The organism is Streptomyces sp. NPDC107528 (assembly GCF_055639295.1).
This window is the reverse complement of record NZ_JBVKAV010000004.1, coordinates 438769-452704: the sequence shown is the minus strand read 5'-3', so window position 1 is coordinate 452704 and position 13936 is coordinate 438769. Positions and strand designations below refer to the sequence as shown.

General features: G+C 67.2%; 14 protein-coding genes. 5 read left to right on the top strand and 9 right to left on the bottom strand.

Annotated features, from left to right (window positions below; translation table 11 throughout):
* The first annotated feature begins 127 nt into the window (after nt 1–127).
* Both trxB and trxA read left to right on the top strand, forming a co-directional pair.
* Nucleotides 128–1096, top strand: coding sequence for a thioredoxin-disulfide reductase (gene trxB, locus ACZ7L5_RS15760; protein ID WP_362385967.1), 969 nt, complete (start codon nt 128–130; stop codon nt 1094–1096).
* 39 nt (nt 1097–1135) lie between these two features.
* Nucleotides 1136–1468, top strand: a complete 333-nt coding sequence (trxA, locus tag ACZ7L5_RS15755) for a thioredoxin (RefSeq protein ID WP_328880530.1) — start codon at nt 1136–1138, stop codon at nt 1466–1468.
* A 71-nt stretch (nt 1469–1539) separates the two neighbouring features.
* On the opposite strand, the gene ACZ7L5_RS15750 is transcribed toward trxA, so the two are convergent.
* From ACZ7L5_RS15750 to rpmH, 9 genes are all read right to left on the bottom strand, one after another.
* The gene (locus ACZ7L5_RS15750) at nt 1540–2157 is read right to left on the bottom strand and encodes a GNAT family N-acetyltransferase (RefSeq protein WP_471517069.1); all 618 of its coding nucleotides are present in this window, start codon (nt 2155–2157) and stop codon (nt 1540–1542) included.
* A gap of 320 nt (nt 2158–2477) precedes the next feature.
* The gene (locus tag ACZ7L5_RS15745) at nt 2478–3575 is read right to left on the bottom strand and encodes a ParB/RepB/Spo0J family partition protein (protein ID WP_471517068.1); all 1098 of its coding nucleotides are present in this window, start codon (nt 3573–3575) and stop codon (nt 2478–2480) included.
* A complete protein-coding gene (locus ACZ7L5_RS15740) occupies nt 3572–4645 on the bottom strand; it encodes a ParA family protein (RefSeq protein WP_328884391.1) in 1074 nt (357 codons plus the stop codon). The genes ACZ7L5_RS15745 and ACZ7L5_RS15740 overlap by 4 nt, the downstream gene beginning before the upstream one ends.
* A gap of 295 nt (nt 4646–4940) precedes the next feature.
* Entirely contained in the window at nt 4941–5657 is a 717-nt protein-coding gene (gene rsmG, locus ACZ7L5_RS15735) for a 16S rRNA (guanine(527)-N(7))-methyltransferase RsmG (protein ID WP_471517067.1), read from the bottom strand.
* Between the two features lie 125 nt (nt 5658–5782).
* A complete protein-coding gene (locus ACZ7L5_RS15730; protein ID WP_362385975.1) occupies nt 5783–6295 on the bottom strand; it encodes a Jag family protein in 513 nt (170 codons plus the stop codon).
* A gap of 15 nt (nt 6296–6310) precedes the next feature.
* Nucleotides 6311–7582 (bottom strand): membrane protein insertase YidC, encoded by a 1272-nt coding sequence (yidC, locus tag ACZ7L5_RS15725; protein WP_363041615.1) that lies wholly within the window; start codon nt 7580–7582, stop codon nt 6311–6313.
* Between the two features lie 3 nt (nt 7583–7585).
* Nucleotides 7586–7939: a membrane protein insertion efficiency factor YidD gene (gene yidD / locus ACZ7L5_RS15720; protein WP_328426094.1), complete on the bottom strand. Its 354-nt coding sequence runs from the start codon at nt 7937–7939 to the stop codon at nt 7586–7588.
* On the bottom strand, nt 7936–8307 hold the full coding sequence (gene rnpA / locus ACZ7L5_RS15715; RefSeq protein ID WP_365055372.1) for a ribonuclease P protein component: 372 nt from the start codon (nt 8305–8307) through the stop codon (nt 7936–7938). The genes yidD and rnpA overlap by 4 nt, the downstream gene beginning before the upstream one ends.
* A 21-nt stretch (nt 8308–8328) precedes the next feature.
* Nucleotides 8329–8466, bottom strand: coding sequence for a 50S ribosomal protein L34 (gene rpmH / locus ACZ7L5_RS15710; RefSeq protein WP_005482975.1), 138 nt, complete (start codon nt 8464–8466; stop codon nt 8329–8331).
* Between the two features lie 383 nt (nt 8467–8849).
* On the opposite strand from rpmH, the gene dnaA reads away from it, so the two are divergent.
* The 3 genes from dnaA (at nt 8850) to gnd (ending at nt 13846) form a co-directional block, all read left to right on the top strand.
* Nucleotides 8850–10769, top strand: coding sequence for a chromosomal replication initiator protein DnaA (dnaA, locus tag ACZ7L5_RS15705; RefSeq protein ID WP_471517066.1), 1920 nt, complete (start codon nt 8850–8852; stop codon nt 10767–10769).
* Between the two features lie 857 nt (nt 10770–11626).
* Nucleotides 11627–12757 carry a DNA polymerase III subunit beta gene (gene dnaN / locus ACZ7L5_RS15700; protein ID WP_362386260.1) on the top strand — a complete coding sequence of 377 codons (1131 nt, stop codon included), beginning with the start codon at nt 11627–11629 and terminating at the stop codon, nt 12755–12757.
* Between the two features lie 213 nt (nt 12758–12970).
* Entirely contained in the window at nt 12971–13846 is an 876-nt protein-coding gene (gene gnd, locus ACZ7L5_RS15695; RefSeq protein ID WP_362385980.1) for a phosphogluconate dehydrogenase (NAD(+)-dependent, decarboxylating), read from the top strand.
* Nucleotides 13847–13936 lie beyond the last annotated feature (90 nt).

The following is a 13936-nucleotide window of genomic DNA, read 5'->3' as shown; positions in this document are numbered from 1 at the left end:
TGTGGCGTCACCGTGTGCCCGGACACAGCGGGAATGCGCGCCCCTTAGGATCCGTTGGGTGGGGTGAGAGTCCTGAAAGGGGCTCCCCCCGGCCCTTCGACGCAGTCCAGAGACGAGGAATCAAGCCGTGAGCGATGTCCGTAACGTGATCATCATCGGCTCCGGGCCCGCCGGTTACACGGCGGCGCTCTACACCGCGCGCGCATCGCTGAAGCCGCTCGTGTTCGAGGGAGCCGTCACCGCTGGCGGTGCGCTCATGAACACGACCGAGGTCGAGAACTTCCCGGGCTTCCAGGACGGCATCATGGGCCCCGAGCTCATGGACAACATGCGCGGCCAGGCAGAGCGCTTCGGAGCCGAGCTCATCCCGGACGACATCGTCAACGTCGACCTGAGCGGTGAGATCAAGACCGTCACCGACACCGCGGGCACCGTCCACCGGGCCAAGGCCGTCATCGTCGCCACCGGCTCGCAGCACCGCAAGCTCGGTCTGCCGAACGAGGACGCCCTCTCCGGCCGTGGCGTCTCCTGGTGTGCGACCTGCGACGGCTTCTTCTTCAAGGACCAGGACATTGCCGTGATCGGCGGCGGCGACACCGCGATGGAGGAAGCCACCTTCCTCTCCCGCTTCGCCAAGTCCGTGACGATCGTCCACCGTCGCGACACCCTGCGTGCCTCGAAGGCGATGCAGGACCGTGCCTTCGCCGACCCGAAGATCAAGTTCGTCTGGGACAGCGAGGTGGCCGAGGTTCAGGGCGAGCAGAAGCTCTCCGGCCTGAAGCTGCGCAACCTCAAGACCGGCGAGCTGTCGGACCTGGCGGTCACGGGCCTGTTCATCGCGATCGGCCACGACCCGCGCACCGAGCTGTTCAAGGGCCAGCTGGAGCTGGACGAGGAGGGCTACCTCAAGGTCGAGGCCCCCTCCACCCGCACCAACCTGACCGGTGTCTTCGGCGCCGGCGACGTCGTCGACCACACCTACCGTCAGGCGATCACGGCGGCCGGTACCGGCTGCTCCGCGGCCCTGGACGCCGAGCGCTTCCTCGCCGCCCTCTCGGACGAGGAGCAGGCCGAGCCCGAGAAGACCGCTGTCTGACCTCCACCCACCCCACGCACCACAGTTAAGGAGCCCGCCGTGGCCGGCACCCTGAAGAACGTGACCGACGACTCCTTCGAGCAGGACGTCCTCAAGAGCGAGAAGCCCGTCCTGGTGGACTTCTGGGCCGCCTGGTGCGGTCCGTGCCGCCAGATCGCGCCGTCCCTCGAGGCCATCGCCGCCGAGCACGGCGACAAGATCGAGATCGTTAAGCTCAACATCGACGAGAACCCGGGTACGGCCGCCAAGTACGGCGTCATGTCCATCCCGACGCTGAACGTCTACCACAACGGCGAGGTCGCCAAGACCATCGTCGGCGCGAAGCCGAAGGCCGCGATCATCCGCGACCTTGAGGACTTCATCGCCGAGTGATGTTTCACGTGAAACACGAATGGGCCAACCCTCGGGTTGGCCCATTTGCTTTGGCGGAGCCAGAGCGGCGGTCAGAGAGGCCGCAGGGCGGGTTCCTTCTGCACGGCCCCCAGTAGCCGGTCGATCGCCATCTCCACGTCTTCCTTCCAGGACAGCGTCGTCCGCAGTTCCAGCCGCAGACGTGGAGAGGTGGGATGCGGGCGCACGGTCTTGAAGCCCACGGCCAGGAGATGATCTGCCGGCAGCACACACGCCGGCTCTTTCCAACGCGCGTCGCCAAAGGCCTCAATGGCCTTGAAGCCCCGTCGCAGCAGATCCTTGGCGACTGTCTGGACCATCACTCGGCCCAGCCCCTGCCCCTGGTACCCGGGCATGATGAACGCCGTCATCAACAGCACGGCATCAGGCGACACGGGACTCGTGGGGAACGCAGTCGAGCGCGGGACGTAAGCCGGAGGGGCATAGAGCACGAAGCCCACCGGTACGTCGTCGACGTAGACGACACGACCGCAGGAGCCCCAATCCAGCAGGACGGCTGAGATCCAGGCTTCCTTCTCCAGAGCCGGAGTACCGGCTCTTACCGCGGCTTCACCGCTGACCGGGTCCAACTCCCAGAAGACACAAGCGCGGCAGCGCTTGGGAAGGTCCGGAAGGTTGTCCAGCGTGAGCGGTACGAGCCGGCGCCCCATGAAGGCTGTTCCTCGCTTCCTTCGCCCGCGGCATCGCGAGCGGCTGTCAGGGCGCTCCGTTCCCTGAGCAGGCTGCCGACGAATCCGCCGACCGCGCCCAGCCCAAGACCCGCGCTCACCAATCCGGTGCGGCTCACCATTCGCATGGACCCCGCCCTCCCCTTAGAGGTCTGCCAGGTGGATGCGCCATACCCGAACGCATCGTATCGACGATGCGATTCCATCGATACCGCCAGAAAGCAAAGTGCGGGCCGTGTTCCGGTACACACCGGACACGGCCCGCATGGGCACGCTGGGTAGGAAGCCAGCCCCGCAGGGCCTCAGGCCTCGTCTTCCTCCGCAACGCCTTCCAGGAGACTCTTCTGGAGGGCGAGCTTCTCACCCGGAGCAAACGTGCTGAGGATTCGCTCAAGGTCCTCCGGCGAGGCGAACTCGACAGTGATCTTGCCCTTCTTCTGGCCCAGCTCGACCTTCACCCGTGTCTCGAAGCGGTCCGAGAGCCGGGTCGCGAGGTCGGACAGCGCCGGGGAGGGCACGGAGCCGGCCCGCGGCCCCCTGGAGCGCTGGGCCTTCTGCGGGCGGGAGCCCATCAGAGTCACGATCTCTTCGACGGACCGGACCGAGAGACCTTCAGCGACCACCCGGTAGGCCAGCCGCTCCTGCTCCTCGGAGTCATCCACGGAGAGAAGCGCCCGCGCATGGCCGGCGGAGAGCACACCGGCGGCCACGCGGTTCTGGACCTTGGGCGAGAGCTTCAGCAGACGCAGAGTGTTGGAGACCTGCGGGCGGGAACGGCCGATGCGGTCCGCCAGCTGGTCGTGCGTGCAGTTGAAGTCCTTCAGCAGCTGATCGTAGGCGGCCGCTTCTTCGATCGGGTTCAGCTGAGCACGGTGCAGGTTCTCCAGGAGGGCGTCCAAGAGAAGCTTCTCGTCGTCCGTCGCCCGCACGATCGCCGGGATCGCCTCGAGGCCGGCCTCACGGCAGGCCCGCCAGCGACGCTCACCCATGATGAGCTCGTACCGTGCGGGGCCGATCTGCCGTACGACGATCGGCTGGAGGAGGCCGACCTCCTGGATGGAGGTGACGAGTTCCTGCAGTGCGTCCTCGTCGAAGACCTCACGCGGCTGCCGCGGGTTCGGCGTGATCTCGTCGAGGGGGATCTCCGCGAAGTGGGCGCCCATGGGAGACGCGGGGGTCTCCACGGCACCGTTGAGCGAAGGCTCCTCGGTTTCATGTGAAACAGGCGGCAGCGTGGCCACCTTGGCCGCGGCCACGCCACGCTCGCTCAGCACCGGTACAGCAGCCGGGGACGCGGAAGCAGCGCCCCCCATCGCTGCCGGGGGCACCGTCTTCTCCGTCGGTGCAGCAGGGATCAGTGCGCCGAGACCACGACCCAAACCCCTCCGTCGCTCGCTCACTGGATCCCCTCCGCCATGCTCGGGTTGTTCTGGGCGCCGAAGTGGGCGTTCGTCGGGTCGTAACTGACGCCAACGCCCTTCAGCGCGATTTCTCTTGCCGCCTCAAGATAGGACAAGGCACCGCTAGATCCTGGATCGTAGGTCAGCACGGTTTGCCCGTAACTCGGCGCCTCGGAGATACGGACCGAGCGAGGAATGCTCGTCCGTAGCACCTCGTCGCCGAAGTGGCTGCGCACCTCGTCCGCGACCTGGGACGCGAGCCGCGTCCGGCCGTCGTACATGGTGAGCAGGATCGTCGAGACGTGCAGAGCGGGGTTGAGGTGCCCCCGCACCAGGTCGACGTTGCGCAACAGCTGGCCGAGACCTTCCAGCGCGTAGTACTCGCACTGGATCGGGATCAGGACCTCCTGCCCTGCGACCAGCGCGTTGACCGTCAACAGGCCGAGCGAGGGTGGGCAGTCGATGAGGATGTAGTCGAGCGGCTGCTCGTAAGCCTGGATCGCCCGCTGCAGTCGGCTTTCGCGTGCCACCAAGGAGACCAGCTCGATCTCCGCACCGGCGAGATCGATCGTGGCCGGGGCACAGAAGAGACCCTCGACATCAGGGACCGGCTGGACGACCTCCGACAGCGGCTTACTCTCGACCAACACGTCATAGATCGACGGAACTTCGGCGTGATGGTCGATCCCCAGAGCGGTGGAAGCATTGCCCTGCGGGTCGAGGTCGATGACCAGCACACGGCCACCATGCAGAGCCAGCGACGCGGCAAGGTTGACGGTCGTCGTCGTCTTGCCCACGCCCCCCTTCTGGTTGGCGACCACCATGACGCGGGTCTGCTCGGGCCGTGGGAGGCCTTCGCCGGCGCGGCCTAGAGCTTCCACTGCCAGTTGGGCAGCACGACCGATGGGAGTGTCGTCCATCGGGGGCGGTGTTTCACGTGAAACATCCTCCCCCATCGACTCGGTACGGGGACCGGGGACCGGATCGGTCATCGGTCCCGCGATGTTGGCGTCGGACCGCAAGGATTCACTCTCCTCGACTTCAGGCTCGCAATGAACAGAGCCTCCCATGTCTTCGGGGTCGTGAACCAGTGAGGCCTGTTGTTCTGTGGAGAAATCCACCTCTGTGGACAACTCCGTGCCCCCCAGGGGGGACGGAGTGTCGTCAGAATCACCTTCTCCGAGAGAGCCGAGGGGCTTTCTGTCTCGAGGTTCGGCAGCGCGGCTGCGGCTGATGATGCCGTGAAGCAGTGAGCGACGTTTCACGTGAAACACGATGCACAGCCGCCGAGGCCGAACTGTCGCGACACTCCGGCATGGGTAGGTTTGCCAGCTTGTGTGGAGTACGTCTCGTCGTCAGGACGGATCAGCGGCGTCGGCGAGCGCGTCCCGTCCTGGCCGCCTTCGCTCGCTTGGCAGCGAAGCGCACACCGCCCGGGCTCTCCCCGACCTCCACCCGGACGACCGTCGACAGGGGATCCACGACGCCCTCCCCGACATGCAGGATCGACGTCTCCACGGCGCCGAGCTTGCTCAGCGCGGTCGAAGCGCTCTTCAGCTCCTCCTCGGCGGTGTCGCCCTTCAGGGCGAGCATCTCGCCATATGGCCGCAGCAACGGAATGCCCCAGGTCGCCAGACGGTCCAGCGGTGCCACCGCACGCGCGGTCACCACATGCACCGGCGGCATCTTCCCCATGACCTCCTCGGCACGGCCACGAACCACCGTCACATGGTCCAGCCCGAGCAGCTCCACGACCTCCGTCAGGAAGTTCGTCCGTCGCAACAGGGGTTCCAGCAACGTGATCTTCAGGTCTTCCCGGACCAGCGCCAGAGGGATGCCGGGCAGGCCCGCACCCGAGCCGACGTCGCACACCATCACGCCCTCCGGGACGACCTCGGAGAGCACTGCGCAGTTCAGGAGATGCCGCTCCCACAGGCGAGGCACCTCTCGTGGGCCGATCAGGCCGCGCTGCACACCCGCTTCGGCGAGCAGTTCGGCATAGCGGACCGCATCACCGTAGCGATCGCCGAACACCTCACGTGCCTCCTCGGGCACAGGGGGAAGCTCCGCTGCCTCCGTCACGGGGGACCGTCCTTCCGTTCGCGCCGACGCAGAGAGCGCCGGCACCAGAACCACCACAACTATTCAGGCTGACAAAGTTCGGCCCCGCCTGCGCGCAGACGGGGCCGGGGAACGTAGGGGACCGATCAGGCGGGAAGCACAACGACGAACCGCTGCGGCTCCTCGCCCTCGGACTCGCTGCGCAGGCCCGCGGACTTGACCGCGTCGTGCACGACCTTGCGCTCGAACGGCGACATCGGCTTCAGCTTCACGGGCTCGCCCGTGCTCCTGACCTCGGCGGCGGCCTTGGCACCCAGCTCGGAGAGCTCGGCACGCTTCTGGGCCCGGTAGCCCGCGACGTCCAGCATCAGCCGGCTGCGGTCCCCGGTCTCCCGGTGCACGGCCAGACGCGTGAGCTCCTGCAGTGCCTCCAGCACCTCGCCGTCACGCCCGACCAGCTTCTGCAGGTCTCGGCCGCCCGAGTCGCTGATGATCGATACAGCGGCGCGGTCGGCCTCGACGTCCATGTCAATGTCGCCGTCGAGATCGGCGATGTCGAGCAGACCTTCGAGGTAGTCCGCCGCGATCTCGCCCTCCTGCTCCAGGCGGGACAGGGTGTCTGCACCCTCGGCAGCAGCGGAGGTGGTGCCTTCCGTCACGGGATGGGCTCCTTCTTACTTCTTGGTCGGGGACTTGGGGCGCTGCGGACCGCCCTTGCGCTGCCCGGACTGGGCCTTGCTACGGCCGCCACCGCTGCCGGACTTCTGCGCGGTCTTCTTGGCAACAGCGGGCTTGTCGTCCTCGGGCTCGTCGGACTTCTCCAGCGACGTCGGCTCACCCGCCTGCTTGGCAGCACCGGTCTGACGCTGGGACTTGCTCTGCCGCTTCGGCTGCTGCCGCTTGGGGGCAGCACCGGTGGTCGGCGTACCGTCCTCGGCCACTGTGGCGACAGCGCTCTCGCCCTTCAGCACGGTGCCGTCGGCCTGCGCCGCCAGACCCGCCTTGCTCAGGCCGTTGATGAACTTGCGCTCGAACTCGTTGCGGTCGCGGCCCTTCGCGACGATGGCCTTGACGATGGCGCGCTCACCGCGACCACGGGTCTTCCCGTGCTGCGTGACGTGCTTGGCCAGACGCTCCAGGTACGCGGCCTGCGCCTTGGAACCCGGGGTCGGGTTGTTGCGGATGACGTACATCTGCTGGCCCATGGTCCACACGTTGGTGGTCAGCCAGTAGACGAGGACACCGACCGGGAAGTTGATGCCGAAGACGGCGAACATGACCGGGAAGATGTACATCAGCATCTTCTGCTGCTGCATGAACGGCGTCTTCACCGTGGTGTCGACGTTCTTCGTCATCAGCTGGCGCTGCGTGTAGAACTGCGACGCCGACATCAGGACGATCATGACCGCGGTGACGATGCGGACCGTGGTCAGACTGGCGTCGAGCGCCGCGACGTCCGAGCTGCTGTCGGTGAACTTCGCGGCCAGCGGAGCACCGAAGATGTGCGCCTTCTGCGCGCTCTGCAGCAGGCTCTCGTTGATGACACCGATGGTGTCGTTGTTCGCGATGCTGTTGAGCACGTGGTACAGGGCGAAGAAGAACGGCGACTGCGCCAGGATGGGAAGGCACGAGGAGAGCGGGTTGGTACCCGTCTCCTTGTACAGCTTCATCATCTCTTCGGACTGGCGCTGTTTGTCGTTCTTGTAGCGCTCTTGGATCTTCTTCATCTCGGGCTGCAGCGTCTGCATGGCCCGGGTCGCCTTGATCTGCTTCACAAAGAGCGGGATCAGGCAGATACGGATCAGAATCACCAGGGACACGATGGACAGGCCCCAGGCCCACCCGGTGTCATCGCCGAAGAGGGCGCCGTACACCGTGTGGAACTGGACGATGACCCAGGAGACAGGTGTCGTGATGAAGCTGAAGAAGCTGGCAATCGTGTCCACTAATCATGCTCCTTGGGCATGGGACGGGGTCTCTGCGGCCGGGCTCGAAGGAACATTGTCCTCGGTGGCCGTTTCGGCGGCGGAGGGCCCGCCCTTGCGTGCGCGCCACGCGTTGCGCAGCAGCTCGTGCCACCGCGGGCGCTTGCGCGGCGGGACATGGTCCACACCCCCCAGCGACCACGGATTGCACCGCAGGATGCGCCAGGCGGTGAGCGCGGTGCCCTTGATCGCACCGTGCCGGTCGATGGCGGTGTAGCCGTAGTGAGAGCACGACGGGTAGTACTTGCAGACCGGCCCCAGCAGTGGACTGATCGTCCACTGATACAGCTTGATCAGGGCCAGCAGTGGGTACTTCATCGCGCGCCCCCTCCCAGCAGCCGCTGCAGAGCGGCGTCCAGGTCTTGGGCCAGCTGTGCATGGTCGGCGTCACCCGCACCGGGCAGCGCTCGTACGACTACCAGGCTACCGGGGGGCAGCTGGTCGACTCGGTCGCGCATCAGATGGCGAAGCCTGCGCTTCACCTTGTTCCGCACGACCGCGCCACCCACTGCCTTGCTCACGACGAAACCCGCACGCGTCAGGGGAGCGCTCTCCCCAGGCGCGTGCGGGTCCGTGGCACCGCTACGAAGGTGGACGACGAGAGTCGGGCGTCCAGCCCGGCGTCCTCGTCGTACCGCGGTCGCGAAGTCCTCGCGCCGCCTCAGCCGATGCTCGGTAGGCAGCACGACGTCATGACCTGATCGGGATCAGGCGGACAGGCTGGCGCGACCCTTGCTGCGGCGGTTCGCCAGAATCGCGCGGCCGGCACGGGTGCGCATCCGCAGACGGAAGCCGTGGGTCTTGGCACGACGACGGTTGTTCGGCTGGAAGGTGCGCTTGCTCACTCGGGGGCTCCAGAAATAAATCGGGGTTTGCGGGTGCCGTCCTGGCTGTCACCGTGCGCCCACGAGTAGCTCGCGTTAACGCCCGAGTGCACCGCTTACCGATCACCTTGACGCGATCTGGCCCATCGGAGGCAGGCGGCAGCAGCCATCGACAACTCGACCTGGTTACGGTACGCGCGGCTACGCCATCCGGTCAAACCAGAGGTCATGGGGAGACACTATCCACAGCCTGGGGACAACAACTTGAACCGCACCCGCCGCCCTGACTACCGTGACTGAACTCCGATTCGTTCCCTTGTCCCCTTGATTCGGGCTCCGCCCGGTTTGAATCCCGACCCGTCCCACCATCACACGTTCGTGGGACCCATGAGAGAGCGTGCCCTGTGGCTGACGTACCTGCCGATCTTGCCGCAGTGTGGCCACGAGTACTCGAGCAACTCCTCGGTGAAGGTCGCGGTCAGGGTGTCGAGGTGAAGGACGAGCACTGGATCCGACGCTGCCAGCCGCTCGCGCTGGTCGCCGACACCGCTCTGCTCGCCGTACCGAACGAATTTGCGAAAGGCGTACTGGAGGGCCGCCTGGCCCCCATCGTCAGCGAGACTCTGAGCCGCGAGTGCGGTCGTCCGATCCGCATCGCGATCACCGTCGACGACTCCGCCGGCGAGCCCCCGGCCCCACCGGCGCCCCCCGCCCCGCCCCAGCCGCGTTACGAGGAGCCCGAACTCCCCCCGTACGAGAGCTACGGCCGCCACCGCGCCGACGACCAGCGACCCGGCGACCAGCTGCCCACCGCACGCCCTGCCTACCCGAGCGAGTACCAGCGCCCCGAGCCCGGCCCCGGCAGCTGGCCCCGCCCGAGCCAGGACGACTACGGCTGGCAGCAGCAGCGGCTCGGCTTCCCGGAGCGTGACCCGTACGCGTCGCCGTCGCAGGACTCCTACGGCCAGGACTCGTACCAACAGGACTCCTACGGCCCGCCCGCCCAGGACTACCGCCCGCAGCCGATGGAGCGGTCGTCGTACGACGGGCACCGCCCCGACTACGAGCAGCAGCGGCCGGACTACGACCAGCCGCGCGCCGACTACGACCGCGACGCCCGGCGTGACCTGGACGCCCGCCGGGGCCTCGACGGCCGCCGCGACCGCCCCGAGCCGCCCTCCGGCTCCGGCCATGTGCACCGCGGCGGCCCCGTCGGCGCGAACCTGCCGACCACCGGCGCCCCCGGACCGCTGGCCGCGCAGCCCGCGCCGGCGCCCGGGCCCGGTGAGCCGACCGCGCGCCTGAACCCGAAGTACCTCTTCGACACGTTCGTCATCGGCGCCTCCAACCGTTTCGCGCACGCGGCTGCGGTCGCCGTCGCCGAGGCGCCCGCGAAGGCGTACAACCCCCTCTTCATCTACGGGGAGTCGGGGCTCGGCAAGACGCACCTGCTGCACGCGATCGGGCACTACGCGCGGAGCCTGTATTCCGGCACGCGTGTGCGGTACGTGAGCTCGGAGGAGTTCACCAACGAGTTCATCAACTCCATCCGCGACGGCAAGGGCGACAGCTTCCGCAAGCGCTACCGCGAGATGGACATCCTGCTCGTCGACGACATCCAGTTCCTCGCGGACAAGGAGTCGACACAGGAGGAGTTCTTCCACACGTTCAACACGCTCCACAACGCCAACAAGCAGATCGTGCTGTCCAGCGACCGGCCGCCGAAGCAGCTGGTCACGCTGGAGGACCGGCTGCGGAACCGTTTCGAGTGGGGCCTGATCACCGACGTCCAGCCGCCCGAGCTGGAGACGCGCATCGCGATCCTGCGCAAGAAGGCGGTGCAGGAGCAGCTCAACGCCCCGCCGGAGGTCCTGGAGTTCATCGCCTCCCGCATCTCGCGCAACATCCGCGAGCTGGAGGGCGCGCTGATCCGGGTGACGGCGTTCGCCTCGCTCAACAAGCAGCCGGTCGATCTGGGTCTGACGGAGATCGTCCTCAAGGACCTGATCCCGGGCGGTGACGGCGCGACGCCGGAGATCACCTCGACGGCCATCATGAGCGCCACGGCCGACTACTTCGGTCTCACCGTCGAGGACCTGTGCGGCAGCTCCCGCGGCCGCCAGCTGGTCACGGCCCGGCAGATCGCCATGTACCTGTGCCGTGAGCTGACCGACCTGTCGCTGCCGAAGATCGGCGCGCTGTTCGGCGGCCGCGACCACACCACGGTGATGCATGCCGACCGCAAGATCCGCAATCTGATGGCCGAGCGACGCGCCATCTACAACCAGGTCACCGAGCTCACGAACCGCATCAAGAACGGCTGACGGACCCAGCTGCACGAACGCAAGGGCGCCCCCGGTGGAAGACACGGGGGCGCCCTTCGTCATGTCGCACTTGTCGGCTGTTCGAATACTTGCCGCGTTACGGCCACTCTCCACAGATTCGGTGACTTTCTCCCGTCCACATCCTGGGGACTGGGAAGTTGTCCAGACTGTGTCCACAGAGGCCTCTGTTGAAAGACCATCAGGCCAGGTCAACTGCCTGTGGATTCGTGGACGAACGATCTCCACAGACTGTGGACAGCGAGACGATCCACAGGCTGTGCATCAAGTTGTCCACCGGCAACCCACAGGCTGGGGCCAGTTGTCCCCAGCGATCCCCAGCTTCTCCACATCACTGTCCACTGTTCGGCAACGCGACGCGCCTTCTCACCGGCGCGAGTGAAAGGCGTCACACGAAGGTGCCGGCTTGGCCTGTGGGAAAGGTGGGTAAAGCTGGGGACGGCGCTGGGGAGAAGTCGCCTCAGGCTGTGCATGGGGTGTGCAGAACTTTCCGTTCTCCACAGATACGCCTGGTTGTCCACTGCCGTCGCCCACAGGGCCCGTGGACAAAATCTTGGCTCTGAGCTGGGAAAACACGGTTATCCACGGTTTCCACAGGCCCTACTACTACTCCCAACTAGAGAGAGCTGGGAATCCGTTTCGAAGTGGGTCCTGTGCACAACTCGCTGTCCGGCTCCCGGCTGCCCCTCGTCACGACTTGACCCCGAGAGGCACCTACTGTCAGTGGGGTGCGTCAGACTGTTCCCGGTGTCCTTCCCCTCACTGGGGCCGACGACACCGAGACAGACGACGAAGCCAGGCAGGCCGAGAAGCGCCGGCAACAGCAGGAGGCGGCAACAGTGAAGATCCGGGTGGAACGCGACGTACTCGCGGAGGCAGTGGCCTGGGCGGCACGCAGCCTCCCGGCCCGTCCGCCGGCGCCTGTCCTCGCCGGCCTCCTCCTCAAGGCCGAGGACGGCCAGCTGAGCCTGTCCAGCTTCGACTACGAGGTCTCCGCGCGGGTGAGCGTCGAGGCCGAGGTCGAGGAGGAGGGCACGGTCCTGGTCTCCGGCCGTCTGCTGGCCGACATCTGCCGCGCTCTCCCCAACCGACCGGTGGAGATTTCCACAGACGGTGTACGGGCGACCGTGGTCTGCGGCTCCTCGCGGTTCACACTCCACACCCTGCCTGTGGAGGAGTACCCGGCGCTGCCGCAGATGCCGACCGCCACCGGCACCGTCCCCGGTGAGGTCTTCGCCTCCGCCGCCGCCCAGGTGGCCATCGCCGCCGGCCGCGACGACACGCTGCCCGTCCTCACCGGTGTGCGCATCGAGATCGAGGGCGACACCGTCACGCTGGCCTCCACCGACCGCTACCGCTTCGCGGTCCGCGAGTTCCTGTGGAAGCCGGAGAACCCGGAGGCGTCCGCGGTCGCCCTGGTGCCCGCAAAGACGCTCCTGGACACCGCCAAGGCGCTCACGAGCGGCGACAGCGTCACCCTGGCTCTGTCCGGCTCGGGCGCCGGCGAGGGCCTGATCGGTTTCGAGGGCGCCGGCCGTCGGACCACGACGCGCCTCCTGGAGGGCGACCTTCCCAAGTACCGCTCGCTGTTCCCGACGGAGTTCAACAGCGTCGCGGTGATCGAGACCGCCCCCTTCGTGGAGGCCGTCAAGCGCGTGGCCCTGGTCGCCGAGCGCAACACCCCGGTGCGGCTCAGCTTCGAGCAGGGCGTGCTCATCCTGGAGGCCGGTTCCAGCGACGACGCACAGGCTGTGGAAAGGGTCGACGCCCAGCTGGAGGGCGACGACGTGTCGATCGCCTTCAACCCGACCTTCCTGCTGGACGGCCTGAGCGCCATCGACTCCCCGGTCGCCCAGCTGTCCTTCACGACGTCCACGAAGCCCGCGCTGCTCAGCGGCAAGCCGGCGCTGGACGCCGAGGCGGACGAGGCCTACAAGTACCTGATCATGCCGGTGCGGCTGAGCGGCTGAGCGGCTGCCGAGGTCGGAGCCGCGGTTGTCCACAGCGTCCCCAGCACCGGTGGATCACGATCACCGGGCCTGGGGACGATCTGTCGGACGAAGCCGCAGGTGAGGGCGTACGTATGAGCGCCTATGCCCACGGATGTGCGCGTGCGTCCGGGTTTAGGCTCGTACGCGGGTACGAAGGTGCCCCACACGCCACAGCAACCTAAGGAACAACTGATGGAGCTCGGTCTCGTCGGCCTCGGCAAGATGGGCGGCAACATGCGCGAGCGGATCCGCCGCGCAGGCCACACCGTCGTCGGATACGACCGCAACCCGGACCTCGCGGATGCCCACAGCCTGGAAGAGCTTGTGGGCAAGCTCCCCGGGCCGCGCGTGATCTGGGTGATGGTCCCGGCAGGTGCCCCGACCCAGTCGACCATCGACGAGCTCGCCGAGCTGCTGGAGCCCGGTGATGTCGTGGTGGACGGCGGGAACTCCCGCTGGACGGACGACGAGCGGCACGCCGAGGAGCTGGCGGCCAAGGGCATCGGATTCGTCGACTGCGGCGTCTCCGGCGGCGTCTGGGGCCTGCAGAACGGCTACGCGCTGATGTACGGCGGCGACGCGGAGAACGTCGCCAAGGTGCAGCCCATATTCGACGCCCTCAAGCCGGAGGGCGACCGCGGCGCTGTACACGCCGGCAAGGTCGGCGCGGGGCACTTCGCGAAGATGGTCCACAACGGGATCGAGTACGCGATGATGCAGGCCTATGCCGAGGGCTGGGAGCTGCTGGAGAAGGTCGACTCCGTGACCGACGTCCGGGAGATCTTCCGCTCCTGGCAGGAGGGCACGGTGATCCGTTCCTGGCTGCTGGACCTCGCGGTGAACGCCCTCGACGAGGACGAGCACCTGGACAAGCTCAGGGGTTACGCACAGGACTCCGGCGAGGGACGCTGGACTGTGGAAGCAGCCATCGACCACGCGGTGCCGCTGCCCGCGATCACCGCGTCGCTGTTCGCGCGGTTCGCGTCCCGCCAGGACGACTCCCCGCAGATGAAGATGATCGCGGCGCTGCGGAACCAGTTCGGCGGCCACGCGGTCGAGAAGAAGTGACCGGTGGAGCACAAGTGACCGTCGGGGCGGAAGTGCCCGGCGGAGACCAGAGAAAGTAATCCACACCCTGGGGATGGCACCCTGGCACCC

What these genes read in the sequence shown, in the direction of transcription:
- ACZ7L5_RS15750 (WP_471517069.1), bottom strand. Translation starts at nt 2,157, where the DNA reads ATGGGGCGCCGGCTCGTACCGCTCACGCTGGACAACCTTCCGGACCTT.
- ACZ7L5_RS15740 (WP_328884391.1), bottom strand. Translation starts at nt 4,645, where the DNA reads ATGGGAGGCTCTGTTCATTGCGAGCCTGAAGTCGAGGAGAGTGAATCC.
- yidD (WP_328426094.1), bottom strand. Translation starts at nt 7,939, where the DNA reads ATGAAGTACCCACTGCTGGCCCTGATCAAGCTGTATCAGTGGACGATC.
- gnd (WP_362385980.1), top strand. Translation starts at nt 12,971, where the DNA reads ATGGAGCTCGGTCTCGTCGGCCTCGGCAAGATGGGCGGCAACATGCGC.